This is a genomic window from Burkholderia sp. 567, assembly GCF_040545115.1.
Lineage (GTDB): Bacteria > Pseudomonadota > Gammaproteobacteria > Burkholderiales > Burkholderiaceae > Burkholderia > Burkholderia ambifaria.
Window position 1 is genome coordinate 263285 of sequence record NZ_JBEPLG010000001.1, and the last position, 26173, is coordinate 289457.

The following is a 26173-nucleotide window of genomic DNA, read 5'->3' on the forward strand; positions in this document are numbered from 1 at the left end:
CACGGCGGTGGTGCGATACCGCATGTTAAACGACTCGTAATCTTCAACAGAGCCGCAAACCGTGCAAAAAGTTCTATCGCCGCCGTCAGGCCTGCTTCGACGCAGGGTAAAAATGACAAAAAAGTATGAATATCAAACGGAATAATCGTTCGCACGGCCCATTGCTTCCCGTAAGCTGATGGACTGTCCCGCGCCATCCAGCGCGCGGTTTCAACCAGCATCGTTCGAGGAGGCAACATCATGAGTCTGCGTCTTGGTGACATCGCACCGGATTTCGAGCAGGAAACGAGCCTGGGCCCGATCAAGTTTCATGAGTGGCTCGGCAACAGCTGGGGCGTCCTGTTCTCGCACCCGGCCGACTACACGCCGGTGTGCACGACTGAGCTCGGGTTGACCTCGAAGCTGAAGGGCGAATTCGAGAAACGCAACGTGAAGGTGATCGCGCTGTCGGTCGACGACGTCGAATCGCACAAAGGCTGGATCAACGACATCAACGAAACGCAGTCGACGGTCGTCGGTTTCCCGATCATTGCCGACTCGGACCGCAAGGTCTCGCAACTGTACGACATGATCCATCCGAACGCGAACGAAACGCTGACGGTACGCTCGCTGTTCGTGATCGACCCGAACAAGAAGGTGCGGCTCATCATCACCTATCCGGCCAGCACCGGGCGCAACTTCGACGAAGTGCTGCGCGTGATCGACTCGCTGCAACTGACCGATAATTACAAAGTCGCGACGCCCGGCAACTGGAAGGACGGCGACGACGTCGTGATCGTGCCGTCGCTGCAGGATCCGGAAGAACTGAAGAAACGCTTCCCGAAGGGCTTCAACGCAGTGCGTCCGTACCTGCGCCTCACGCCGCAGCCGAACAAGTAAGCATCGGCCGCGCGTGACGCGCGCACCGATGAAAACGGCCCGCCCGGCAGCGATGCCGGGCGGGCCGTGTCATTTCAGCGCATGCGGCGCGCGGGCGCCGCGCGTTACGCGCGTTTGATCAGAAGAATGCCTGGATGCCCGTCTGCGCGCGGCCGAGGATCAGCGCGTGGATGTCGTGCGTGCCTTCGTACGTGTTGACCACTTCGAGGTTCACGAGGTGGCGCGCGACGCCGAATTCGTCCGAGATGCCGTTGCCGCCGAGCATGTCGCGCGCGAGCCGCGCGATGTCGAGCGACTTGCCGCACGAGTTGCGCTTCATGATCGACGTGATCTCGACGGCCGCCGTGCCTTCGTCCTTCATCCGGCCGAGACGCAGCACGCCCTGCAGGCCGAGCGTGATTTCAGTCTGCATGTCGGCGAGCTTCTTCTGGATCAGCTGGTTCGCGGCGAGCGGCCGGCCAAACTGCTGACGGTCGAGCACGTACTGGCGCGCGGTGTGCCAGCAGGATTCGGCCGCGCCGAGCGCGCCCCAGGCGATCCCGTAGCGCGCCGAGTTCAGGCACGTGAACGGCCCGCGCAGGCCGCTCACGTTCGGCAGGAGGTTCTCTTCGGGCACGAACACTTCGTCGAGCACGATCTCGCCGGTGATCGACGCGCGCAGCCCGACCTTGCCGTGGATCGCCGGCGCCGACAGGCCCTTCCAGCCCTTCTCGAGGATGAAGCCGCGGATCGCGTCCTTGCCGTTTTCTTCCAGCTTCGCCCACACGACGAACACGTCGGCGATCGGGGAGTTGGTGATCCACATCTTCGCGCCGGACAGTGAATAGCCGCCAGGTACCTTCTTCGCGCGCGTGACCATGCCGCCCGGGTCGGAGCCGTGGTTCGGCTCGGTCAGCCCGAAGCAGCCGATCCATTCGCCGGTCGCGAGCTTCGGCAGGTATTTCTGCTTCTGCGCGTCCGAGCCGAATTCGAAGATCGGCACCATCACGAGCGACGACTGCACGGACATCATCGAGCGGTAGCCGGAGTCGACGCGCTCGACTTCGCGCGCGATCAGGCCGTAGCTGACGTAATTGAGGCCCGGGCCGCCGTATTCCTCCGGAATCGTCGGGCCGAGCAGGCCGACTTCACCCATTTCGCGGAAGATCTCGATGTCGGTGCGCTCATGCCGGAACGCCTCGGTGACGCGCGGCGCGAGCTTGTCCTGCGCGTACGCGTGCGCGGCGTCGCGCACCATCCGCTCCTCTTCGGTCAGTTGCTGGTCGAGCAGCAGCGGATCGTCCCAATGAAAAGTTGCAGCGCTCATCGTGTCATCTCCTGTCGGGGCGCTTCGCCGCTTGCTCTGCCTCGTGCTTCGCGGTTGGTCAGAGTCGGCGGATTCAGCGCTTTGCCTGATTCCATGCTTTGCGGTCGTCCCGGGTTGGCGCTTCGACGCCTTGCCCGATGTCTAAAGTTCGCTTGACTGGAGTTCCGCTGTGCGGAACAATGTTTTGCAAAACGAACCCAGTGTAGCATCAGATGACACTTTCAACCATCGACGAAACCACGATCGACGAGCGCAAGTTCGTCGTTGCGCTCGCGCGCGGGCTCGACCTGCTGCGCGCGTTCCGGCCCGGCGAGACGATGCTCGGCAATCGCGATTTCGCGGAGCGCACCGGGCTGCCGAAGGCGACGGTGAACCGGCTCGCATACACGTTGACCGTGCTCGGCTACCTGCGCTATGACGAAACGCTCGGAAAGTATGCGCTCGACGCCGGCGTGCTGTCGCTCGGCTACGCGCTGCTGTCCGGCTCGGGGACGATCGATCTCGCGCGGCCGCACATGCAGGCGCTCGCGCGCGAAATCGGCGCGGCCGTGTCGCTCGGCTGCCGCGACGGGCTCGACATGATCTACCTGGAGACGATCCGCAGCGAAACCGCGCTGACGCTCGGGCTTGCGCCCGGCTCGCGGCTGTCGATGCTGACGAGTTCGATGGGCCGCGCGTACCTCGCCGTGCAGCCGGAGGACGTGCGCCGCGCGCTTTATGCGGAGTTGCACCGGGCGGCCGGCGGCGCGGCCGACGCGGATGCGCTCGTCGCGGCCGCGCAGCATGCGGTGGCCGAGTTCTCCGAGGGCGGATGCTGCTATTCGTTTCGCGCGTGGCACATGGATGTGAACGCGGCGGCCGTGCCGTTTCGCGAGCCGCGCGAGGGGCGCTGGCTGATCCTGAGCTGCAGCGGGCCCGCATCGTCGATGGACGAAGACGTGTTCCGCACGCAGGTCGGGCCGAAGCTGAAGGCGCTCGCGCAGCGGCTCGGGCAGACGGTCTGAGTGGGGTGCCGCGAGCCCGCGCGTCACCCGGGTTCTGCGGAACGGGGAAGCGCGCAGCCGCCGGTTGCACCGCGTGCGAACCGCGCTCATCATCGTTCGCCTGGTTCCCGACGACGACGAGGTTCGCGATGCCACACCCGGAAACGATGGAAGGCGGTTGCGCGTGCGGGGCGATCCGCTACCGGATCGCCGGGATGCCGGCCGACGCCGGTTTCTGCCATTGCCGGCTCTGCCAGCGCACGACGGGCGCGGCGGTCGTCGCGTCGGCATCGGTGCCGATCGACGCATTCGAATACCTGCAGGGCGAGCCGACGGTCTATGCGTCGAGCGCGTGGGGCGAGCGGCGCTTTTGCGGCCGCTGCGGCGCGCAGCTCGAGTACCGGCTGGCCGATGCACCGACGACCGTGGAAATCAACAGTGCGACGCTCGACGAGCCGTCGCGGCTGCGGCCCGCGTGGCACGTGTGGTACGGGGATCGTTTCCCGGGCGTCGAAATCGGCGACGATCTGCCGAAATACGACGACGGTGGAAGGGCGTAGGCGGCCATCGGCGTCGATGCGCCGGCATCGCATCCCGCGCGCAAGCGCGTCCGACCATTCCACCTGAACGACCGCGAAACCGTCAGCCAGCGAGCGACGATGCCCGCTGCCCCCGATTCCCCAGCAATACGTCACCGAGATCCGCCATCCGGCGCGGCCCCGTCGCCCGCCCGCTTCAGGCCGTGACGACCTTCGCGAACACCGGCCCCTGCATGAACCGTACATCGTGCTGGCGCAGCAGCTCGCACTGCGTCTCGTCGACGACGCCGTCGAAAATCAGCGGAATCCGCACGCGCTGCGCATACGCGACCAGCGCCTTCACCATCCCGTCGCGCAGCGCGATGCCCGCATCCATCTTGATGTAGTCCGGCCGCGCCATGTCCGATTCGACTGCGAGGATCCGGCCCGGGTCGGGCAGCTTGTCCGCGACCTTGAAGCCGTGATGCTGGTAGCTGCGCGTCAGGTAGCCGAGGAAGGTCTTGTGCGCGACCGCGACCGCTGGCAGCTCGATCACGATCCGCTCGGTCGGCAGCCCGAAGCGCTGCAGCACCGACGAGAAATGCTTGCCGTGGTCGTACTTCACGCTCTTGAGCAGCCGCTCGTGCACGCGCAGGAACAGCAGCCCGTGGCGTTGCGCGCCGAAGAAGTTGATCGCGTGCAGCGCGCGCGACAGCCGGTCGATCGCGACGAGCGCCTGGTCGTCGACGGCCGAATCGACCGGGTCGTGCGGGGCGCCCGTGACCAGCGTGACGGCCTGGAAGCCGAGCTCGTCGCCGTAGCGCTCGATCGCATCCGTGAACGACGTCGACTGCGGTGCGCCAGGCATCGTCACGTCGTAGATGGGTTCGTAGGCGCTCGCGAGCGTGCGCTCCGGCAGATTCGCGCACGCGGTGCCGCCCTCGGCGAGTGCAAGGTGTTCCCGCAGATACGGTAGTTGCCCGGCACGGACGACCAGCTCGGGAATGTTGGGCGGAATCATCGGCGTAGGAAGGAAAAATGGCGGCCGAACGGGCCGCCTCATGTCTTGATATTAGCAGTGCGCGCCCGGCTCGGCTTGGCGTTTCGCTCATATCGTTATCCCGTCCCTGCGTCGATGGCTAGGGTTTACGTTGATTTCACTATTCGTAATTGGTTTTACTATTCGTAAATCCAAGGATTTGTCGCCGATCAAGAAAAGCGGCGTTCGGGCGCCGGCAACGGCGCCGTTTCCCGAATCGAATCAACAGGCAGCAAGGAGCGAGACGTGGCGGTTGACAGCAAGTGGGCGCAGCAGCGCGGGCCGCGGCAGCGGCACCGACAGGCAAAGGACATGGGCGCAACGACGCGGCACGCGCGGGCGTGCGCGCGGCAGGGTTGACGAGCGGATGGCGACCATGAGCATCGATTACCAGACGCTGAAGTTCGAGTATCGGCCGCGCGCGGCGCGCGCCGCCGGCGATGACGCGGTCATCCACCCGGTGATCGTCGTCGGCGCAGGCCCGGTCGGCCTGTCGGCCGCGATCGACCTGGCGCAGCAGGGCGTGCCGGTCGTGCTGCTCGACGACGACGACACGCTGTCGACGGGCTCGCGCGCGATCTGCTTCGCGAAGCGCACGCTCGAGATCTTCGACCGGCTCGGCTGCGGCGAGCGCTTCGTCGAGAAGGGCGTGAGCTGGCACGTCGGCAAGGTGTTCCTGCAGGACGAGCAGCTGTACGCGTTCGACCTGCTGCCCGAGGAAGGGCATGCGCGCCCCGCGTTCATCAACCTGCAGCAGTACTACGTCGAAGGCTATCTGGCCGAGCGCGCGTTCGAACTGCCGAACCTGGAGATTCGCTGGAAGCACAAGGTGACGGGCGTCGCGCAGTCGGCGGAGCACGCGGCGCTGACCGTCGAGACGCCGGAAGGCATCGAGACGCTGCACGCGCGGTACGTGATCGCGGCCGACGGCTCGCGCAGCCCGATGCGCGCGGCGATGGGCCTCGAAAGCCGCGGCCGCACGTTCAAGGACCGCTTCCTGATCGCCGACGTGAAGATGAAGGCGGAATTCCCGACCGAGCGCTGGTTCTGGTTCGATCCGCCGTTTCACCGCAACCAGTCGGTGCTGCTGCACCGCCAGCCGGACAACGTGTGGCGCATCGACTTCCAGCTCGGCTGGGACGCCGATCCGGTCGCCGAGAAGCAGCCGGAGCGTGTGATTCCGCGCGTGCGTGCGCTGCTCGGGGCGGACGTCGAGTTCGAGCTCGAATGGGTGAGCGTCTATACGTTCCGCTGCCAGCGGATGGATACGTTCAGGCACGGCCGCGTGCTGTTCGCGGGCGATTCCGCGCACGGCGTGTCGCCGTTCGGCGCGCGCGGCGCGAACAGCGGCGTGCAGGATGCGGACAACCTCGCGTGGAAGCTGAAGCTCGTGCTCGACGGCCGCGCGGACGATCGCCTGCTCGACACCTATGCGAGCGAGCGCGAGTTCGCGGCCGACGAGAACATCCGCAATTCGACGCGCTCGACCGACTTCATCACGCCGAAGAGCGCGGTGTCGCGCGTGTTCCGCGACGCGACGCTGAAGCTCGCACGCGACTGCGAATTCGCGCGCAAGCTCGTGAACAGCGGCCGCCTGTCGGTGCCGGCCGTGCTGGCCGATTCGCCGCTGAACACGCCGGACCGCAACGGCGACGCGTTCGCGTGCGCGATGCGCCCGGGTGCCGCGGCGGCCGATGCGCCGGTGCGCGCGCAGGGCGCGTCGGGCTGGCTGCTGCAGCATCTCGGCGATGGCTTCGCGGGCGTGCTGTTCGGGCTGCCGGCCGACGCACCCGCGCTCGTGCAGGCGCTGGACGGCCTCGCACTGCCGGTGCGGCCGGTGCTCATCGTGCCGGCCGGGCATGCGCAACCGGTGGTCGGCGTGGACGTCGTGGAGGACGTCGACGGCTTCGTCGCGCAGCGCTACGACGCGCAGCCCGGCACGTTCTACCTGCTGCGCCCCGACCAGCACGTGTGCGCGCGGATGCGCACGCTGGAGCGCCAGGCGATCGCCGACGCACTGGCGCGCGCGACCTGCGCGCGCTGAACCTCGTATCGACAAAGACAACGACACCGACACCGGAGACACCCGTCATGCCCCGACTCGACACCCGCCCGCGCCTGGCCGATCCGGACGCGTTCTACGAAGCGCTGATCGACATGCATCGCGACCTGTCGGACGCCGACAGCCAGCTCGTCAACGCGAAGCTGATCCTGCTGCTCGCGAACCACATCGGCGACGCCGACGTGCTGCGCGAAGCGATGGCGCTCGCGCGCCAGGGCGTGACGCCCGTCGTGCATCCGGCCGCCGAGGTCGCGCAATGAGCGCGGCGCCGGCCGACGCGCGCGTGCTCGAAGTCGAGCGCGTGATCGACGAGACCCATCGCCCGGGCTTTCACTGGATGCTGCTCGCGCTGTGCGGGCTGTGCCTCGTGATCGACGGCTTCGATGCGCAGGCGATGGGGTATGTCGCGCCCAGCGTGATCGCCGAATGGGGCGTGCCGAAGCAGGCGCTCGGTCCGGTGTTCAGCGCGAGCCTGTTCGGGATGCTGCTCGGCGCGCTCGGGCTGTCGGTGCTCGCCGACCGGATCGGGAGGCGCCCGGTGCTGATCGGCTCGACGCTGTTCTTCGCGGTGACGATGCTCGCGACGCCGTTCGCGGGCTCGATCCCGGTGCTGATGGCGCTGCGCTTCGTCACGGGCCTCGGCCTCGGCTGCATCATGCCGAACGCGATGGCGCTGGTCGGCGAGTTCAGCCCGGCCGCGCATCGCGTGAAGCGGATGATGATCGTGTCGTGCGGTTTCACGCTCGGCGCCGCGATCGGCGGCTTCATCAGCGCCGCGCTGATTCCGGCGCTCGGCTGGCGCTCGGTGTTCTTCGTCGGCGGCGCGGTGCCGCTGGTGCTGACGATCGCGATGCTCGCGCGGCTGCCAGAGTCGCTGCAGTTCCTGGTGCTGAAAGGGCGCGACGCGCAGGCGCGCGACTGGCTCGCGCGTTTCGCGCCGCAGGCCGGCATCGACGCGAGCACGCGTCTCGTCGTGCGCGAGCGCGCGGCGAGCGGCGCGCCGGTCGCCGAGCTGTTCCGTCATGGCCGGCTGCCGGTCACGCTGCTGCTGTGGGCCATCAGCTTCATGAACCTGATCGACCTGTACTTCCTGTCGAACTGGCTGCCGACCGTCATGCGCGACGCGGGCTATTCGCCGGGCACGGCGGTGATCGTCGGCACGGTGCTGCAGACGGGCGGCGTGATCGGCACGCTGTCGCTCGGCTGGTTCATCGAACGCCACGGCTTCGTGCGCGTGCTGTTTGCATGCTTCGCGTGCGCGGCCGTGTCGGTCGGCCTGATCGGCTCGGTCGCGCATGCGTTGCCGTGGCTGCTGATCGTCGTGTTCGCGGGCGGCTTCTGCGTGGTCGGCGGGCAGCCGGCCGTCAACGCGCTTGCGGGCCAGTATTACCCGACGTCGCTGCGCTCGACCGGCATCGGCTGGAGCCTCGGCATCGGCCGGATCGGCTCGGTGCTCGGGCCGCTCGTCGGCGGACAACTGATTGCGCTCAACTGGACGCACGGCGCGCTGTTCCACGCGGCCGCGGTGCCCGTGCTGTGCTCGGCGCTGTTCGTGCTCGGGCTGGCCGGCGTAACGCGGCGCGGCGGTGCGCAGGCGCCGAACGCCGCCATGAATTGATGGAGAAAGGAAACGATGACGCTTGACCTGTCGAAACCGGCAACCGCCGGCTACCTGAGCGGATTCGCGAACGAATTCGCGACCGAGGCGCTGCCCGGCGCGCTGCCGCACGGCCGCAATTCGCCGCAGCGCGCGCCGTACGGCTTATATGCGGAGCAGCTGTCGGGCACCGCGTTTACCGCGCCGCGCGGCCACAACCGCCGCTCGTGGCTGTACCGGATCCGGCCGGCGGCCGTGCATCGGCCGTTCGAGCCGTTCACGGGCCCGCAGCGGCTCGTGTCGGAATTCGGCGATTCGGCCGACGTGCCGCCGACGCCGCCGAACCAACTGCGCTGGGATCCGCTGCCGATGCCGGTCGAGCCGACCGATTTCGTCGAAGGGCTCGTGACGATGGCCGGCAACGGCTCGGCGGCCGCGATGAACGGCTGCGCGATCCATCTGTATGCGACGAACCGTTCGATGCAGGACCGTTTCTTCTACAGCGCCGACGGCGAACTGCTGATCGTGCCGCAGCAGGGGCGGCTCTTCATCGCGACCGAATTCGGCCGGCTCGACGTCGAGCCGTTCGAGATCGCGGTGATCCCGCGCGGCGTGCGTTTTTCCGTCGCGCTGCCGGACGGCGACGCGCGCGGCTACATCTGCGAGAACTTCGGCGCGCTGCTGCGCCTGCCGGACCTCGGCCCGATCGGCTCGAACGGGCTCGCGAACCCGCGCGATTTCCTGACGCCGCAGGCCGCGTACGAGGATCGCGAAGGCGCGTTCGAGCTGGTCGCGAAGCTGAACGGGCGCCTCTGGCGCGCGGACATCGGCCATTCGCCGTTCGACGTCGTCGCGTGGCACGGTAACTACGCGCCGTACAAATACGACCTGCGCCTGTTCAACACGATCGGCTCGATCAGCTTCGACCATCCGGATCCATCGATCTTCCTCGTGCTGCAGTCGCAGAGCGACACGCCGGGCGTCGACGCGATCGACTTCGTGATCTTCCCGCCGCGCTGGCTCGCGGCCGAGGATACGTTCCGCCCGCCGTGGTTCCATCGCAATGTCGCGAGCGAGTTCATGGGGCTCGTGCACGGCGCGTACGACGCGAAGGCCGAGGGCTTCGTGCCGGGCGGCGCGAGCCTGCACAACTGCATGTCGGGTCACGGGCCCGACGCGGACACGTTCGAGAAGGCGTCGGCGAGCGACACGACGAAGCCCCACAAGGTCGACGCGACGATGGCGTTCATGTTCGAAACCCGCACGCTGATCCGTCCGACGCGCTACGCGCTCGACACCGCGCAGCTGCAGGCCGACTACTTCGAATGCTGGCAAGGCATCAGGAAACACTTCAATCCGGAGCAACCATGAGCGAACCCCAAGACTGGCGCGCGACACTCGATCCGGCTCGCAAGAGCTGGGTCGAGACGGCGAATGATCCCGCCTGCGATTTCCCGATCCAGAACCTGCCGTTCGGGATCTTCAGCGATGCGAAGCAGGCGGCGCGCCGCGCGGGCGTCGCGCTCGGCGACCAGATCGTCGATCTCGCCGCGCTCGCGCGGGCGGGCCTCGTGACGCTGCCAGGCGGCGCGGACGTGTTCGCCGCGCCGACGCTCAACCCGTTCATCGCGCTCGGCCGCGATGCATGGCGCAGCGTGCGCGTGCAGCTGTCGCAGCTGTTCTCGCGCGACGACGCGCGGCTGCGCGATGACGCCGCGCTGCGCGCGCAGGTGCTCGTCGCGCAGCGCGACGCGACGCTGCATCTGCCGGTCGACATTCCCGGCTACACCGATTTCTATTCGTCGAAGGAGCATGCGACCAACGTCGGCTCGATGTTCCGAGATCCGAAGAATGCGCTGATGCCCAACTGGTCGGAGATGCCGATCGGTTACAACGGCCGCGCGTCGTCGGTGGTCGTGAGCGGCACGCCGGTGCGGCGCCCGAGCGGGCAACTGAAGCTGCCCGACGCGGATCGTCCGGTGTTCGGCGCGTGCCGCAAGCTCGACCTCGAACTCGAGACGGGCTTCATCGTCGGCCGCGGCAACGTGCTCGGCGAACCGATCGCATGCGAGGACGCCGAAGCGCACATCTTCGGGATGGTGCTGCTGAATGACTGGAGCGCGCGCGACATCCAGCAGTGGGAATACGTGCCGCTCGGCCCGTTCAATTCGAAGGGCTTCGCGACGACGATATCGCCGTGGATCGTCACGCTCGACGCGCTCGAACCGTTCCGCGTCGCGCAGCCCGAGCAGTCGCCGCAGCCGCTCGCGTATCTGCGGCACGCGGGCAAGCATGCGTTCGACATCGCGCTTGAAGTGACGCTGCGCGCGCAAGGGGCGGCCGAAGCGACGTCGATCTGCCGCACCAACTTCAAGTACATGTACTGGACGATGGCGCAGCAGCTCGCGCATCACACGGTCGCGGGCTGCAACACGCGCGTCGGCGACCTGATGGGTTCGGGGACGATCAGCGGGCCCACCAAGGACTCGTTCGGCAGCCTGCTCGAACTGACGTGGAACGGCAAGGAGCCGCTCGCGCTGAACGGCGGCGGCAGCCGCACGTTCATCGAGGACGGCGATGAGCTCACGCTCGCGGGCTGGTGCCAGGGCGACGGTTATCGCGTCGGGTTCGGCGTGTGTGCAGGCAAGATTCTGCCCGCGCGGAGCGCGTGACACGCTCCGTGTGATCGGCAAGGACAGGACGGCCCGCATCGCGCGGGCCGTTTTCATTGTGCGGGCGGGTGGCGGTGCGGGTGCGTTCGCATGTACCGGTGTGAACGCCGCGCGACGGCGACAGCGTCAGACCGCGCGTTGCAACGCGGTGCGTCGTTCCCACAGCGCGGCCGCGACGAACGCGGCGACGCACGCGACCAGCACGCCGACCAGCGCGTTGCTGCCCAGTTGCTCCATCAATGCGCCCGCAACCAGCGGGCCGCCGAAGCTCGCGGCGCTCCACGACGCCGACACGAGCGAGCTCGCGGTGACGAGCGCGGCGCCGCGAAAGCGTTCGCCGCACGCGACGAGCGACAGCGTATAGATGCTGCCGGCCGCCGCGCCGAGCACGAACAGCAGCGGCCAGCACAGCCACGGATTCGCGATCACGAACGGCAGCAGCGGCAGGCCCGCGAGCACGATCCAGCCGGCGCCGAGGTGCACGCGTTCGCGGCCGAGCTTGTCCGCGAGCCAGCCGATCGGGAATTGCATCGCGGTGTCGCCGAACAGCATGATCGATGCGAGCAGCACGGCGGTCGCGCTCGCGACGCCGTGATCCATCGCGTAGAGCGGCAGCAGCGACAGCGCGAGCGTATCGAACAACGCGAAGAAGCCGGTGCCGATGATCAGCGCGGGCATGCGCGGCAGCACGGCGAGCCAGCTGTCGTGCGCTGCGTGATGCGCGTCGTCGCCGGCGAGCGGCGCGCGCCGGATGGTCGCGAGCGTCGGCAGCGCGAGCAGGAACAGCGCGCCGCACAGCGCGAAGCGGATGCCGGTCGCGCCGGCGATCTGGCTGACGAGCACGGGGCCCGCCATCTGGAACAGCGTGAAGTTGGTCGCGTAGATCGCGACCACGCGGCCGCGCGTCGAATCGTCGGCGAGCTGGTTGACCCACGCTTCGCCGATCGTGAACAGCAGCATCAGCGCCGCGCCGCACAGCACGCGCAGCACGCCCCACAGGATCAGGTTCGACGTGAACTGCATCAGCACGGTGGCCGCGGCGAGCAGCACGACCGACACGACGATGGCGCGGCGCGCGCCGATGCGCCGCGCGAGCGCGGTGACGAACGGGACGACCGCGAGGCCGCCGAGCGCCTGCGCGGCCGTCAGCATGCCGACGACGTTGGTGCCGTGTCCGGCTTCGGTCAGTGCGAGTGCGGTGAGCGGCAGCGTGGCGCCGGTGCCGAGACCGACCACCGCGACGCTCAGGATCAGCGCGAGGAAATCACGATTGAGAATGGCTTTCATCGGCCGCGATGCTACACCGCGGCCCTTGAAAGGTCCATGAAGGCCATCAGGATCGGGTGGGGTTGCGTGCGCAACGAACGTCGCGGCGCGAGGTCGGGCGCGCCGCGCGTCATGCGCGTGCGGCCGGATTCGGCGGCGGGTTCGATCGCAGCGCCGTGGCTGGCTATCGGGGCGGCGCGACACGGTGTCGCGGCCGGTTCACGCGTCGTGCGCTCGGTCAGCGGCCCGGAGGCGTCGGGGCGGGTGTCGAGTCGGAGAGATCGGCCGCTGCGGAAACGCCGGGCGACGGCGACGATCCGGGGCTCGTGCCGCCGCTCGCCGCATGATCGGCGGCCTGCGTGGCCTGCGTGGCCTGCGCGTCCCAGCCGTTTTCGAACAGGCACGCATCGATCGGCATCCGCGCGGCCCAGCGCTCCTCCTCGAGCATCGGCTTCGCATAGAACGCATCGACATGCCCGATGCACAGCACGGCGATCGGCTTCGCGCCGGCCGGCATCCCGAGCAGCGTGCGCAGCGCGTCGACGTCGAACAGCGACACCCAGCCCATCCCGAGCCCTTCGGCGCGCGCGGCGAGCCACATGTTCTGGATCGCGCACGCGGCGGACGCCAGGTCCATCTCCGGCAGCGTGCGCCGGCCGAACACGTGGCGCTCGCGATCGTCGGTGAGCGCGACGACCAGCAATTCGCCGCATTCGCGCACGCCTTCGACCTTCAGCCGCATGAATTCGTCCTGCCGCTCGCCGAGCGCGTCGGCTGTTGCGCGGCGCTCGGCCTCGACCAGCGCATGGATCGCGGTGCGCAGCGCGGCGTCGGTGATGCGGATGAAGCGCCACGGCTGCATGAAGCCGACGCTCGGCGCGTGGTGCGCGGCGCGCAGCAACCGCGCGAGCGTGGCCGGATCGACGGGCGCCGGCGTGAAGTGGCGCATGTCGCGCCGTTCGAAGATCGCGCGGTAGACCGCGGCAATGGCGGAGTCGTCGAAACGCATGGGCGGCAGAAAGCAGGGGAGGTCGGCGCAACGATAGCAGACGCGGCGCGTGCGGCGTTACATCAGTCGAAACAAAATGGCGAATCGTTGACGATCGCGCGCACCGAACGCGCGATGCCGTGGGTCAGCGCCCGGCCGTGACGACGTTGGTCGGCGTGCCGGCGTGCCATGCCTCGATGTTCAGCAGCGTCGTGTGCGCGATCTCCGCGAGCGCCTCGCGCGTGAAGAACGCCTGGTGCGACGTGACGATCACGTTCGGGAACGTCAGCAGGCGCGCGAGCACGTCGTCCTGCAGCGGCAGGTCGGAGTGATCCTCGAAGAAGAGGCCGCTTTCCTCTTCGTACACGTCGAGCCCGAGATGGCCGAGCTGCCCGCTCTTGAGCGCGTCGACCAGCGCCTGCGCGTCGACGAGGCCGCCGCGGCCGGTATTGATCAGCATCGCGCCGTGTTTCATCCGCGCGAGCGTCTGCGCGTTGATCAGATGGTGTGTCGACGGCAGCAGCGGGCAATGCAGGCTGACGATGTCGGCGTGGTGCAGCAGCTCGTCGAGTTCGACGTAGCGCGCGCCGAACGCGATCAGCTCGTCGTCGTACGGCGGCATCGAGTGCGCGAGCACGTGCATCCCGAAACCCATCATGATCTTCGCGAACACGCTGCCGATCAGGCCGGTGCCGATCACGCCGACGGTCTTGCCGTGCAGGTCGAAGCCGAGCAGGCCGTTCAGCGAGAAGTCGCCTTCGCGCGTGCGCGCGACCGCGCGCGGCAGCCGGCGGTTGAGCGCGAGGATCAGCGCGACCGCGTGTTCGGCCACCGCATGCGGCGAATAGGCCGGCACCCGCACGACCGCGATGCCGAGCCGCTCGGCGGCGGCCAGGTCGACGTGGTTGAAGCCGGCCGAGCGCAGCGCGATCAGGCGCGTGCCGCCGTCGGCGAGCCGTTCGAGCACGGCCGCGTCGACGGTGTCGTTGACGAACGGACACACGACTTCATAGCCGTGCGCGAGGATCGCGGTTTCCGCGTCGAGGTGGGACGGCTGGAAGTGCAGCCGATAGCCGAACTGCCGGTTGGCGGCGGTAAACGATTCGTCGTCGTACTGCCGGCTGCTGAACAGGATCACGCGCACGCTGCACCTCCAAGGGCTGACGCGTGCAGTTTACTGCAGGCCCGTCTGCCGGCCCGTGACGAGATCGACGCGATCGGGCGTGCGCAGGAAGCTGTAGCCGGTCGCCTCGCGGGCCGCCTGCACGCCGAAATGCTCGAGCGCGTGTTCGATGAAGCTGCGCGTGCGGGCCGGCACATACTGCCGGTTCGGGTAGACGAGCGACAGCTGCGCGTCCGGGTCGTCGATCTGGTAGGTGGGCAACAGCCGCACGAGCGCGCCGGTGGCGAGCGCGCCGGCGACGCACGGCTCGGGCAGCACCACGATGCCGGACCCGGCGACGGCCGCCGCGTGCACGAGCGCCAGCTGGTTGACCGTGCAGGTCGGGCGTACCGTGATCGAATGCGTTGCGCCGTCATGGCCGACCAGCCGCCACGCGGGCGGATGCTGGTGCGGCGCGAGCGCGACCCAGTCGTGGCCGGGCAGGTCGTCGGGCGCGCGCGGCTCGCCGCGCCGTTCGAGATACGCGGGTGCCGCGCAGGCGACGAACGGGGCCGACGGGAGTGCGTGGCCGATCAGCGTCGGGTTGCCGTCGAGCCGGTTGCCGGTCACGATGCCGACGTCGTAGCCCGAATCGAGCACGTCGAGCGGCCCTTCGGCGACGGTGAGCTGCACGCGCAGCTCGGGGTAGCGGTGCCGGAAGCTGCTGACGAGCGGCGTCAGCGCGAGCGGCGACAGCAGGCCCGACGCGACGACCCGCAGCGTGCCGGCCGGTTCGCGCACCGCATGCGCGACGGATGCCTCGAGATGATCGAATTCCTCGAGCAGCGCGCGGCAGCCGTCGAGGTAGCGCAGCCCGGCCTCGGTCAGCGACAGGTTGCGCGTGGTGCGGTGGATCAACCGCGTGTTCAGGTGAGACTCGAGCATCGCTATTGAACGCGTGACGAGCGCATTGGACACGCCTAGATGGTGCGCCGCGCGGCGGAAGCTCTGCTGCTCGGCGACGCAGACGAACACACGCATGGTCTGAATCTGGTTCATGGCTCGCGAATTTCTGGCCCGGTTGATTGATATCGATTGTGATTTTTCGTTGCACGACCTGGAAAACCGTCGCGCGACACCCGGTTCTCCTTCGTATCGAAAAATCGGTTTTCCATTCTGCAGACGATTGTTCATTATGGAAGCGTTATCCGTCAACCTGCGAGAAAGGTCGGCTTGCGTAAAATCGAAATCACGGGTATCGCTTTAACGAATCGGGGTCGCGGGGGTGCGGCCGGGATAGTCGGTGGCGTATTGAATCAGGGTGCCGGTGATTTGAAATATTTGTCATTTAAATCAGGGCGTTATGCGTGAAGCGTGGCGACCGGATCCGGTAATGGGTGAAATCGCTCCCCAATAGATGCCGCGATAATGGATGTTTTTGCGCAGATCGCGGTTTTCGTGGGTCGATTCCACCTGCGCGATTTTTGGGCGTGATGGCCGGTATTCCGGCCGATACATGCACCATGCTGAAGCCGGGAATCCGGCACTCGTCTCGATATTGCCGGGGAAAATCGCGGCGATCGAACCCCCGATGGAACCGTTTCGCATGCGCACGGCAATGCCGCGGCAATATGGAACCCGGTCGTCCAAAGGGTGCGCGGCCGGTGGCCCGGTCCGTCCACCGGGCCACCGGCACGCTGTCCGCCCGCCGGTGCCTCTTGCGCGCGGCCGCGGAACACGGAATGATCGATCAGTTCGCCATGCCGCGCGGCGGACGACACGTCCGTGCGTTTTCTTCCCTCCACTTTTGCCTGCCATGTCCATCGATTACTCGCCGATTCCCTGTCCCGTCGTCGTGCCGCTCGACGCGATCCTGCCCGAAGAACCGCTGCTGATGATGGGGGCCGGCCCGGTCCCGATCCCGGCCGCCGTCGCGAAGGCGAACACGATCGTGATCAACCACCTCGGCGCGACGATGGCGAAGATCATCGAGCAGGTGAAGGAGATGGCGCGCTACGTGTTCCAAACCCGCACGAAATGGGTGCTCGGCGTGGCCGGCCCCGGCTCGGCCGCGATGGAAATGGCGATCTCGAACCTCGCGTGGCGCGGCACGCGCGTGCTGTCGATCCGCAACGGCTTCTTCAGCGCGCGGATGGCCGAGATGGCGACGCGGGTCGGCGCCGACGTCGCGACGCTCGAAGTGGCCGACCGCGCGGTCGCGAGCCTCGACGAGATCGCGGACGCCATCGCGCGCGAGCGGCCCGAGATCGTCACGATCGTGCAGGGCGAGACGTCGAACACCGTATGGAACCGGGAACTGCGCGAGATCGCGGCACTCGCGAAGGCGGCCGGCGCGCTGGTCGTCGTCGATGCGGTGTGCACGCTGTCGACGATGCCGCTCGAAATGGACGCGTGGGGCATCGACGCGGTGATCACGGGCGGCCAGAAGGGGCTGTCGTCGATCCCCGGCGTGTCGCTGATCGCATTCTCCGACGCCGCGTGGAACCGGATGAAGCAGCGTCCGGAACCGAACGCGCACTGGTGCCTCGACATGGCGCTCGCGGAGAACTTCTGGCACAACGCGGGCTATCACTACACGGCGCCGGTGTCGGGCGTGCTCGCGCTGCACGAGGCGCTGCGCCTCGTCTGCGCGGAGACGCTCGAAAGCCGCTTCGCGCGCCACCTGCGCTGCTCGCTCGCGCTGCAGGCGGGCGTCGAGGCGATGGGGCTCACGCTCTATGCGCCGAAAGAGTGCCGGCTCAATTCGGTGGTCGGGATCGAGACGCCCGAGGGGCTTACGCCCGGGATGGTGTGCGGCCATATCTCGAAGCAGTACCAGGTCGAGATCTCCGGCTCGTTCGGGCTGCCGATCGTGCGGATCGGGCAGATGGGCGAACAGTGCCGCGAACATAACCTGTTCCGCACGCTGCATGCGTTCGGCCGCACGATGGACGATCTGAAGGTGCCGGTCGACCTGCCGGCCGGCGTGGCCGCGCTCGAGCAGGAACTGTCGCGGCGGGGCGCGTAAGCGGGAGGCGAAGGGGCCCGATGCGCGCGGCGGCGCCGGCCGTCGAAACGTGCGCGGGCCTCAGCCGCCCTGCATCGCGCGCCGGTACGCGTTCGGCGTCGTGCCGTGCGCGTCGCGAAAGCGATGGCTGAAGTGGCCGGCGTTCGCGTAGCCGCATTCGGCCGCGACCTGCGCAAGCGGCAGCGCCGTCGTGCGCAGCAGCAGGCGCGCCCGCGCGAGCCGCTGCTCGGCCACCCATGCGTGCGGCGCACGGCCGAACGACAGCCGGAACATCCGCGAGAAGTGGTATTCGGACAGCGCGGCGACGTTCGCCAGTTCGCCGAGCGTCAGCGGCTGCGACAGATAGCTGTCGATATAGTCGCGCACGCGGCGGCGCACGGCCGGCGCGAGCCCGCCGCGGAACGGCACGTCGGTGCGCGTCGTGCTCTGGCCGCGCAGCAGCAGGCTCAGCACGTCGTGCGCGGCCTCGTTCGCGCGCAGCCGCCCGTCGGCATCGTCCCAGCGCTCCAGCGCGAGCGAACGGAACTGGGCCGCCACGCGCGCATCCTCGAAATAGGTGCGGTCGGCGAGCTTCAGCTCGCGCGGCTCGCGATCGAGCTCGCGGATCGCGCGCTGCGTGAAGTGCTCGGGCAGGAAGTACAGGTGGATGAAGTGCATCTCGCCGCGCACCCACCAGCGCGATTCATGATCGCCCGGCAGCGCGCACAGCAGGCTCGGCGCGCCGTAGCGCGGCACGCGTTCGCGCTCGGTCCGGTAACCGCCGTCGAGATAGCACGACAGCGTGTGGTGGCCGGGCTGTTCGTAGATCGTCTCGCTTTCGTCGGTGATGCGTGTCCATTCGGCGATCGCGAGATGGTCGCCGAGCCACGTGAAGCGCTCGAGCGTCGCATTCGCCTCGGCCAGCGTGCGGCACACCGACTGCAGGCCGAACGGCATCGCGCCGCCGGCAGGGGCGGCCGAATGGTCGACGGGTGGGGCGTACAGGGGCGAACTCATGATGCGACGAGTATAAGCGGGCGCGCCGCGCGCCGTGCGGCGCCGCCCAAAAGACCGCAATTCCGGACAATCCGCACCGGCGAGGCGGCGGCATAGTCGGAGCCCATTCCACTCGTTTTGCGTCGTTGCCGCCATGAACCTGTCGCTTTATTTCGTCACCGTGCTGATCTGGGGCACCACCTGGATCGCGATCAAGTGGCAGCTCGGCGCCGTGCCGCCGCCCGTGTCGATCGCGTGGCGCTTCTGGCTCGCCGCCGCCGTGCTGTTCGCGCTGCTGCGCGTGATGCGCCGGCCGGTGCGTCCGCCCCGAGAAGCGTGGCGCTACCTCGTCGCCCAGGGCGTCGCGCTGTTCTGCGTCAATTTCCTGTGCTTCTACTATTCGGAGCAGGTCGTGCCGAGCGGCCTCGTCGCCGTGATCTTCTCGACCGCGCCGCTGCTGAATTCGATCAACGGCCGGCTGTTCATGGGCCGCCCGCTGCGCCCGTCGGCGATCGCCGGCGCGCTGCTCGGACTGACCGGCATCGCATGCCTGTTCTGGCAGCAGATGGCCGGCCATCTCGACGATCACGCGACCTGGACGGGCCTCGCGATCGCGTTCGCCGGCACGATGTGCTTCTCGGCCGGCAATCTGCTGTCGAGCCGGATGCAGTCGATGGGCCTGCACCCGCTCGCAACCAACGGCTGGGCGATGCTGATCGGCGCGGCGATCCTCACGGTCGGCAGCGCGGCGGCCGGGCTGCCGTTCACGATCGACCCGAGCCCGCGCTATCTCGGCGCGCTCGTCTACCTGGCCGTGCCGGGCTCGGTGATCGGGTTCACTGCATACCTGACTCTCGTCGGGCGGATCGGGCCGGAGCGCGCCGCGTACTGCACGGTGCTGTTCCCGATCGTCGCGCTGGCCGTGTCGACGGTCTTCGAGGGCTATCAATGGTCGCCGCTCGCGGTGATCGGGCTGCTGCTCGTGCTGGCCGGCAATCTGGTCGCGTTCGATTTGACGCGGCGGTTGTTTCCGAGGACGGCGCGAGCCTGAGCGCACGGTCGCGGCGCCGCCTGATCGGGTTGGCGCGGTAGGCTCTGATTTCGCTTCAGGGCTGCGCTTGATCCGCCGGTTGGGTCAGGAGGGGATGAGGGGCACGCAGGCGCATGCGGGGGAAGGCGCGGCTGCTGCGATTCTCGATGTCGACACGGCCGGAGGCGCAGTGCCGTCGGCGCGGCGACCGTGCCTGGCCCCGATCGCGCGGAATCGAACCGCGCGCTCAGGGAGGCCGCCGCGTTCCGGCGTCATCCCCAAGCTACCCGCGTATGGCGGGACTTCAATCTATTGTCGCGTTGAACGGCATTGCCGGTGCCGCGACACGGCTCACGCCGCCGCGCCGCTCCCCGCGACCCGCGCCTGCCGCTGATACAGCACCATCGACAGCGCGACACCCGCCGCGGCGGCCACGGCCGCGAACAGGAACACCTGCGGATAGCCGAACGCGCCCGCGATATAGCCGGCGAGCGGCCCGGTAATGCCGAGCGACAGATCGAGGAACACGGAGTACGCGGACAGCGCCGCGCCGCGACTCGCGGGCGGCACGAGCGCGACGGCCTCGACGCCGAGCGCCGGGAAGATCAGCGCGAAGCCGAAGCCGGTCAGCGCGGCGCCGGCGAGCGCGACGTGCGGCACGGGCGCGAGCCACAGCAGCAGGAGGCCCGAGCATTCGAACGCGAACGACACGATCGCGACGCGGAAGCCGCCGTAGGTCTTGATCGTGTTCGCGAACAGCAGGCGCGCGCCGATGAACAGCGTGCCGAACACGGTCAGCGACAGCGCGGCGTTCGGCCAGTGGCGCGCCGCGTAGTACAGCGTGACGAAGGTCGCGATCGAGCCGAAACCAGCCGAGCCGAGCGCGAGGCCGAGGCCGTGCGGCAGCACGCGGGTGAACACGCTCGCATACGACATCCGCTCGCCATGCACGAGCGGCACGGCATCGATCAGGCGTGCGAGGTAGAAGCCGATCGCGGCGAGCGCGATCACGATCACGCCGATCAGCGCCGGGTTCAGCGTATGCGCGATCGCCACGCCGACCGGCGCGCCGAGCGCGAGCGCGCCGTAGGTCGCGATGCCGTTCCACGAGATCACCTTCGCGTTGTGCGCGACGCCGACCCGGCCGATGCCCCACAGGATCGCCCCCGTGCCGCACAGGCTTTCGCCGACACCCAGCACGAGCCGGCTCGCGACCAGCAGCACGAGGCTCGCGACCGGCCAGTGGGCCAGCAGCAGCGCGACGAGCAGCAGCACGCCCGACACGCCGCAGCCGATCAGCCCGCGCAGCACCGTCTGCTTCGGCCCGAGCGTATCGGCGAAGCGCCCCGCGAGCGGGCGCGATGCGAGCGTCGCGAAATACTGGACGCTGATCGCACCGCCCGCGACGATCGCGGAAAAGCCGAGATCGTCGTGGACGAAGCCCGGCAGCACGGCGAGCGGCAGGCCGATGGTCAGGTAGCAGATGAACGTGAAGCTGACGACGGACACGATTTGCAGCGTGACGGCGAACCCGCTGCGCGGCGGTGTGGCGGAATCGGTTGACATGGGGTCGGAACGAATGAGCGAAGCGGAGCGGAAGTTGGCGTAAAACGGAATCGGGATTTTCCCATGGAACCGGTTTTCACGCAGGTACCGCTTAGTTCAACACGCCCCGTTTCCTCGCTGGCGGAGCGCCGGCGGATCGGCGCGGCCCGACCCGAAACGCAAGCGGGGCAACGCCGGAGCGGCGCGGCCGGGCGGCTTTGTCGCTCATATCGCGGCAGTTATATGGGCCGCATGCGTGATGGGCTATGGGTTGGGAAATTTGATGGTGATAGCGTGCAAACTGTCAGATAAACGTCGGTCGAGCGCTCCGCGCAGGCCGCCTTGCCCCCCTTGAAGAACGACAGAGACATGAGTGAGCCGATCCGCTTCTACCATCGTCACGCGGTCCGCGAAGTCAGCGGCGCGGACGTCACCCGCACCGTGCTGCAGTACCTGCGCGAGGATGCGCATTGCACCGGCACGAAGGAAGGCTGCGCGGAAGGCGACTGCGGCGCGTGCACGGTCGTCGTCGGCGAGCTGACCGACGCGGGCACGGTCGCGTTCAAGGCGGTCAACGCGTGCATCCAGTTCCTGCCGACACTCGACGGCCGCGCGCTGCTGACGGTTGAAGACCTGCGCCAGCCGGACGGTTCGCTGCACCCGGTGCAGCAGGCGATGGTCGATTGCCACGGGTCGCAATGCGGGTTCTGCACGCCCGGCTTCGTGATGTCAATGTGGGCGCTGTACGAGAAGCACGGCCACGAAGGTTGCGGCAGCGCGTGTGCGAAGGCGAAGGACGTGCCGACGCGCACCGAGATCGCCGACGCGTTGACGGGTAACCTGTGCCGCTGCACCGGCTATCGCCCGATCGTCGACGCGGCCGTGCGGATGTTCGATGCAACCGGCGAAGGCGCGGCCGGCAAAGGTGCAACCGGCGAAGGCGCGACCGGCGAAGGTGCGACCGGCGAAGGCGCGTCCCAGCCCGTAGCCCCGGTCGACACGGCCGCGCTCGCCCGCACGCTCGCATCGCTCAAGCGTGACGACACATTCGACTACACGACGAGCGACGGCGCGCGCTTCGCGGCGCCGCGCACGCTCGACGCGCTGGCCGCGTTGAAGATCGAGCGGCCCGACGCACGCATTCTTGCCGGCAGCACCGACATCGGCCTGTGGGTCACCAAGCAGTTGCGCCGGCTCGACGATCTGATCTACGTCGGCCAGATCGCCGAACTGCAGACCATCGCGCACGGCGACGACTGGATCGAGATCGGCGCGGGCGTGACGCTCGAGAACGCGTATGCGGCCCTCGCCGGCACGTATCCGGAGCTGACCGAAATGTGGAAGCGCTTTGCGTCGCTGCCGATCCGCAACGCGGGGACGATGGGCGGCAACGTCGCGAACGGCTCGCCGATCGGCGACTCGATGCCGGGCCTGATCGCGCTCGGTGCGCGCGTCGTGCTGCGCGGCGGCGACACGGTGCGCGAGCTGCCGCTCGAGGCGCTCTACACCGGCTATCAGCAAAAGGACATGGCGCCGCACGAATTCGTCGTCAGCCTGAAGGTGCCGACTCGCACCGGCGCGCGCGCGAAGCTGCAGTTCCGCACCTACAAGGTGTCGAAACGGTTCGACTCCGACATCTCGGCTGTGTGCGCGGCGTTCGCGTTCGTCGCGGACGGCGACACGATCCGCGAGCCGCGCGTCGCGTTCGGCGGGATGGCCGCGACGCCGAAGCGCGCGACGCACACGGAAGCCGTGCTCGACGGCGCGCAGTGGCACGAAGCCACCGCGCAGGCCGCGATGCAGGCGCTCGAGCGCGACTACCAGCCGCTCTCCGACATGCGCGCGACGAGCACGTATCGCCTCGATACCGCGAAGAACCTGGCGTATCGATTCTGGCTGGAGACGCGCCCGCACGACCCGCTGCCGCCGCAAGCCGTGAATGTGCGTGAAGTGGCCGCCGAAGCCGGCGCCGACGCCGACGCGCGCGTCTGAAGACGGAGAACACCGAACATGAACCAGCAAGCAGAACCGTTCCTGAACACCCTCGACCAGCAAGCCGACGCCGCGCAGGTGCACATCTCGCGTCCGCACGAATCCGCCCATCTGCACGTGAGCGGGCGCGCGACCTACACCGACGACATCCCGATCGTCGCCGGCACGCTGCACGCGGCGCTCGGGTTGTCGGCCAAGCCGCACGCGAAGATCGTGTCGATGAACTTCGACGCGGTGCGCGCGACGCCGGGCGTCGTCGCCGTGTTCACGGCCGACGACATCCCGGGCGTCAACGACTGCGGCCCGATCATCCACGACGACCCGGTGCTCGCGAAAGGCATCGTGCAGTTCGTCGGCCAACCGATGTTCATCGTCGTCGCGACGTCGCATGACATCGCGCGGCTCGCCGCGCGCCGCGCGCAGGTCGACTACGAGGAGCTGCCCGCGATCCTGACCGCGCAGGAAGCGCGCCAGGCCGAAACCTACGTGATCCCGCCGCTGAAGCTCGCGCGCGGCGACGCGGCCGCGCGCCTGGCCGCCGCGCCGCATCGCGAGTCGGGCGAGATGCTGCTCGGCGGCCAGGAGCAGTTCTATCTGGAAGGGCAGATCGCGTACGCGGTGCCGAAGGACGACGACGGGATGCACGTGTACTGCTCGACGCAGCACCCGAGCGAAATGCAGCATCTCGTCGCACACGTGCTCGGCGTCGCGTCGCACAACGTGCTGGTCGAATGTCGCCGGATGGGCGGCGGCTTCGGCGGCAAGGAATCGCAGTCGGGCCTGTTCGCATGCTGCGCGGCGCTCGCCGCGTGGAAGCTGCTGTGCCCGGTGAAGCTGCGCCCGGACCGCGACGACGACATGATGATCACCGGCAAGCGGCACGACTTCCATTACCGCTTCGACGTCGGCTACGACGACGACGGCCGCCTCGACGGCGTCGCGCTCGAGATGACGTCGCGCTGCGGCTTCTCGGCCGACCTGTCGGGCCCGGTGATGACGCGCGCGGTGTGCCACTTCGACAACGCGTACTGGCTCGGCGACGTCGACATCGCCGGCTACTGCGGCAAGACCAACACGCAGTCGAACACCGCGTTCCGCGGCTTCGGCGGCCCGCAGGGCGCGTTCGCGATCGAGTACATCCTCGATGACATCGCGCGCGCGCTCGGCCGCGATCCGCTCGACGTGCGCTACGCGAACCTGTACGGCAAGACCGAACGCAACGTGACGCCTTACGGGCAGACGGTCGAGGACAACGTGCTGCAGGAGCTGCTCGGCGAACTCGAGACGACGAGCGACTACCGCGCGCGGCGCGCGGGCGTGCGCGAATTCAACGCCCGCAACACGGTGCTGAAGAAGGGCATCGCGCTCACGCCGGTGAAGTTCGGCATCGCGTTCAACGTCACGCACTTCAACCAGGCCGGCGCGCTGGTGCACATCTACACCGACGGCTCGGTGCTCGTGAACCACGGCGGCACGGAGATGGGGCAGGGGCTCAACACGAAGGTCGCGCAGGTCGTCGCGCACGAGCTCGGCATTCGCTTCGGCCGGATCCGCGTGACGGCGACCGACACGAGCAAGGTCGCGAACACGTCCGCGACGGCCGCGTCGACGGGCTCCGACCTGAACGGCAAGGCCGCGCAGGATGCGGCGCGCCAGCTGCGCGAGCGGCTCGCGGTGTTCGCGGCGAAGCAGTTCGGCGACGGCAAGGTCGATGCGGCCGACGTGAAGTTCGGCAACGACTTCGTGTGGGGCGGCGGCGCGAGCGTGCCGTTCGGCGAGGTGATCGCGAAGGCGTATCTCGCGCGCGTGCAGCTGTGGTCCGACGGCTTCTATGCGACGCCGAAGCTGTACTGGGATCAGTCGAAGCTGCAGGGCCGGCCGTTCTACTACTACTCGTACGGCGCGGCCGTGTCGGAAGTCGTGATCGATACGCTGACGGGCGAGATGCGCACGCTGCGCGTCGATGCGCTGCACGACGTCGGCGCGTCGCTGAACCCGGCGCTCGACATCGGCCAGGTCGAAGGCGCGTTCATCCAGGGGATGGGCTGGCTCACGACCGAGGAGCTGTGGTGGAACGCGGGCGGCAAGCTGATGACGCACGCGCCGTCCACGTACAAGATCCCGACGGTCAACGACACGCCGCCCGAGTTCAACGTGCGGCTGTTCCAGAACCGCAACGTGGAGGACAGCATCCATCGTTCGAAGGCCGTCGGCGAGCCGCCGCTGCTGCTGCCGTTCTCGGTGTTCTTCGCGGTGCGCGACGCCATTGCCGCGGTCGGCGACTATCAGGTGAATCCGCCGCTCGACGCGCCGGCCACCGGCGAGTCGATCCTGCGTGCGGTGAACGCGGTGCGGGCGGCGAGCGCCGCGCGGGCAGGTTGAGATGAAACGACGCCCATGCCCACTTCGATCGCTGCTCTCCGAGGGAGCGGTCAGCTTCCTTGGGGCGGCCCGGCGGAGGCTGACATGAACGGACCCGCTCCGTCGCCACATGCCGCGTCGCATGCACCCGCCGCCGGGTGCGACGGCGCGTGCGGCGCGTCACCCGCGCAGACGTTCGCGCAAGGCACCGGCCGGCGCAACCGCGCGAGCGCCGCGCCGCCGCCGATGCACATCGTGTTGTTCGGCGCGGGGCACGTCGGTCACGCGCTCGTCACGCTGCTCGGCGCGTTGCCGTGTGTCGTGCAGTGGGTCGACACGCGCGACGAACTGTTCCCCGACGAATGTCCGCCGAACGTGCAGCCGGAGCCGACCGACACGCCGGAGGCCGTCGTCGACGCCGCGCCGCCCGGCGCGTACTTCCTCGTGATGACGCACAACCACGCGCTCGACTTCTCGCTCGCCGCGCAGATCATGCGGCGGCGCGACTTCGCGTACTTCGGGATGATCGGTTCGCGCACCAAGCGCGTGAAGTTCGAGCGCCGGCTCGCCGCGCGCGGCGTCGATCCGGCGCGGCTCACGGAGATGGTGTGCCCGATCGGCATCGCGGGCATCGTCGACAAGGCGCCCGGCGCGATCGCGGTGGCCGTCTGCGCGGAATTGCTGCAGGCGCGCTCGGGGATGCCGGTGGCCGATGTGAAGGCGACCGCGGCCGGCCGCGTGCGCGACGACGTAAGCTGCGCGCGGTAACGACGAGGGCCGCTGCACCCGACGCGCGCTCGCGCGTTTTTGCCTACACTGCACGGATCGCG

General features: G+C 68.5%; 22 protein-coding genes. 13 read left to right on the forward strand and 9 right to left on the reverse strand.

What is annotated here, in order from left to right:
• Nucleotides 1-240: 240 nt before the first annotated feature.
• On the forward strand, nt 241-879 hold the full coding sequence (locus ABIC50_RS01240) for a peroxiredoxin (protein ID WP_012363183.1): 639 nt from the start codon (nt 241-243) through the stop codon (nt 877-879).
• A gap of 118 nt (nt 880-997) precedes the next feature.
• Here the strand turns inward: ABIC50_RS01240 and ABIC50_RS01245 are convergent, their stop codons facing one another.
• The gene (locus ABIC50_RS01245) at nt 998-2185 is read right to left on the reverse strand and encodes an acyl-CoA dehydrogenase (RefSeq protein ID WP_175664172.1); all 1188 of its coding nucleotides are present in this window, start codon (nt 2183-2185) and stop codon (nt 998-1000) included.
• 212 nt (nt 2186-2397) lie between these two features.
• On the opposite strand from ABIC50_RS01245, the gene ABIC50_RS01250 reads away from it, so the two are divergent.
• On the forward strand, nt 2398-3189 hold the full coding sequence (locus ABIC50_RS01250; RefSeq protein WP_175695675.1) for an IclR family transcriptional regulator: 792 nt from the start codon (nt 2398-2400) through the stop codon (nt 3187-3189).
• Between the two features lie 128 nt (nt 3190-3317).
• Nucleotides 3318-3728: a GFA family protein gene (locus ABIC50_RS01255; protein ID WP_126227225.1), complete on the forward strand. Its 411-nt coding sequence runs from the start codon at nt 3318-3320 to the stop codon at nt 3726-3728.
• A gap of 175 nt (nt 3729-3903) precedes the next feature.
• On the opposite strand, the gene ABIC50_RS01260 is transcribed toward ABIC50_RS01255, so the two are convergent.
• A complete protein-coding gene (locus ABIC50_RS01260) occupies nt 3904-4707 on the reverse strand; it encodes an EAL domain-containing protein (RefSeq protein ID WP_012363186.1) in 804 nt (267 codons plus the stop codon).
• A 385-nt stretch (nt 4708-5092) separates the two neighbouring features.
• Here ABIC50_RS01260 and ABIC50_RS01265 point away from each other — a divergent pair, with 385 nt between their 5' ends.
• From ABIC50_RS01265 to fahA, 5 genes are read left to right on the forward strand one after another with little or no spacing between them, the layout of a single operon-like run.
• Entirely contained in the window at nt 5093-6769 is a 1677-nt protein-coding gene (locus ABIC50_RS01265) for an FAD-dependent oxidoreductase (protein WP_354161166.1), read from the forward strand.
• A gap of 47 nt (nt 6770-6816) precedes the next feature.
• A complete protein-coding gene (locus ABIC50_RS01270) occupies nt 6817-7047 on the forward strand; it encodes a DUF2783 domain-containing protein (RefSeq protein WP_354161169.1) in 231 nt (76 codons plus the stop codon).
• Nucleotides 7044-8405 carry an MFS transporter gene (locus ABIC50_RS01275; RefSeq protein ID WP_175668716.1) on the forward strand — a complete coding sequence of 454 codons (1362 nt, stop codon included), beginning with the start codon at nt 7044-7046 and terminating at the stop codon, nt 8403-8405. Before ABIC50_RS01270 ends, ABIC50_RS01275 begins: the two co-directional genes overlap by 4 nt.
• Before the next feature lie 15 nt (nt 8406-8420).
• Entirely contained in the window at nt 8421-9755 is a 1335-nt protein-coding gene (gene hmgA, locus ABIC50_RS01280) for a homogentisate 1,2-dioxygenase (protein ID WP_354161172.1), read from the forward strand.
• Nucleotides 9752-11056, forward strand: coding sequence for a fumarylacetoacetase (gene fahA / locus ABIC50_RS01285; RefSeq protein WP_354161175.1), 1305 nt, complete (start codon nt 9752-9754; stop codon nt 11054-11056). Before hmgA ends, fahA begins: the two co-directional genes overlap by 4 nt.
• 126 nt (nt 11057-11182) lie before the next feature.
• Here the strand turns inward: fahA and ABIC50_RS01290 are convergent, their stop codons facing one another.
• From ABIC50_RS01290 to ABIC50_RS01310, 5 genes are all read right to left on the reverse strand, one after another.
• Entirely contained in the window at nt 11183-12343 is a 1161-nt protein-coding gene (locus tag ABIC50_RS01290) for an MFS transporter (RefSeq protein ID WP_175656172.1), read from the reverse strand.
• Between the two features lie 217 nt (nt 12344-12560).
• Entirely contained in the window at nt 12561-13331 is a 771-nt protein-coding gene (gene bluB / locus ABIC50_RS01295; protein WP_354161178.1) for a 5,6-dimethylbenzimidazole synthase, read from the reverse strand.
• A 124-nt stretch (nt 13332-13455) separates the two neighbouring features.
• Nucleotides 13456-14454 (reverse strand): 2-hydroxyacid dehydrogenase, encoded by a 999-nt coding sequence (locus ABIC50_RS01300; RefSeq protein WP_126227232.1) that lies wholly within the window; start codon nt 14452-14454, stop codon nt 13456-13458.
• A 30-nt stretch (nt 14455-14484) separates the two neighbouring features.
• A complete protein-coding gene (locus ABIC50_RS01305; RefSeq protein ID WP_126227233.1) occupies nt 14485-15471 on the reverse strand; it encodes a LysR family transcriptional regulator in 987 nt (328 codons plus the stop codon).
• A 294-nt stretch (nt 15472-15765) separates the two neighbouring features.
• Nucleotides 15766-16062, reverse strand: a complete 297-nt coding sequence (locus ABIC50_RS01310; RefSeq protein WP_354161180.1) for a hypothetical protein — start codon at nt 16060-16062, stop codon at nt 15766-15768.
• 166 nt (nt 16063-16228) lie between these two features.
• Here ABIC50_RS01310 and ABIC50_RS01315 point away from each other — a divergent pair, with 166 nt between their 5' ends.
• Nucleotides 16229-17440, forward strand: a complete 1212-nt coding sequence (locus ABIC50_RS01315; protein WP_011656093.1) for a pyridoxal-phosphate-dependent aminotransferase family protein — start codon at nt 16229-16231, stop codon at nt 17438-17440.
• 60 nt (nt 17441-17500) lie between these two features.
• Here ABIC50_RS01315 and ABIC50_RS01320 read toward each other — a convergent pair whose 3' ends face one another.
• The gene (locus ABIC50_RS01320; protein ID WP_175660913.1) at nt 17501-18436 is read right to left on the reverse strand and encodes a helix-turn-helix domain-containing protein; all 936 of its coding nucleotides are present in this window, start codon (nt 18434-18436) and stop codon (nt 17501-17503) included.
• Between the two features lie 133 nt (nt 18437-18569).
• On the opposite strand from ABIC50_RS01320, the gene ABIC50_RS01325 reads away from it, so the two are divergent.
• Entirely contained in the window at nt 18570-19466 is an 897-nt protein-coding gene (locus tag ABIC50_RS01325; RefSeq protein WP_011656095.1) for a DMT family transporter, read from the forward strand.
• A 330-nt stretch (nt 19467-19796) separates the two neighbouring features.
• On the opposite strand, the gene ABIC50_RS01330 is transcribed toward ABIC50_RS01325, so the two are convergent.
• On the reverse strand, nt 19797-21011 hold the full coding sequence (locus tag ABIC50_RS01330; protein ID WP_011656096.1) for an MFS transporter: 1215 nt from the start codon (nt 21009-21011) through the stop codon (nt 19797-19799).
• A gap of 348 nt (nt 21012-21359) precedes the next feature.
• On the opposite strand from ABIC50_RS01330, the gene xdhA reads away from it, so the two are divergent.
• The 3 genes from xdhA (at nt 21360) to xdhC (ending at nt 26111) form a co-directional block, all read left to right on the forward strand.
• A complete protein-coding gene (gene xdhA / locus ABIC50_RS01335) occupies nt 21360-22982 on the forward strand; it encodes a xanthine dehydrogenase small subunit (RefSeq protein ID WP_354161183.1) in 1623 nt (540 codons plus the stop codon).
• Between the two features lie 18 nt (nt 22983-23000).
• A complete protein-coding gene (gene xdhB, locus ABIC50_RS01340; protein WP_354161186.1) occupies nt 23001-25364 on the forward strand; it encodes a xanthine dehydrogenase molybdopterin binding subunit in 2364 nt (787 codons plus the stop codon).
• Nucleotides 25365-25448: 84 nt separating this feature from the next.
• Nucleotides 25449-26111 carry a xanthine dehydrogenase accessory protein XdhC gene (gene xdhC, locus ABIC50_RS01345; RefSeq protein ID WP_354161189.1) on the forward strand — a complete coding sequence of 221 codons (663 nt, stop codon included), beginning with the start codon at nt 25449-25451 and terminating at the stop codon, nt 26109-26111.
• Nucleotides 26112-26173 lie beyond the last annotated feature (62 nt).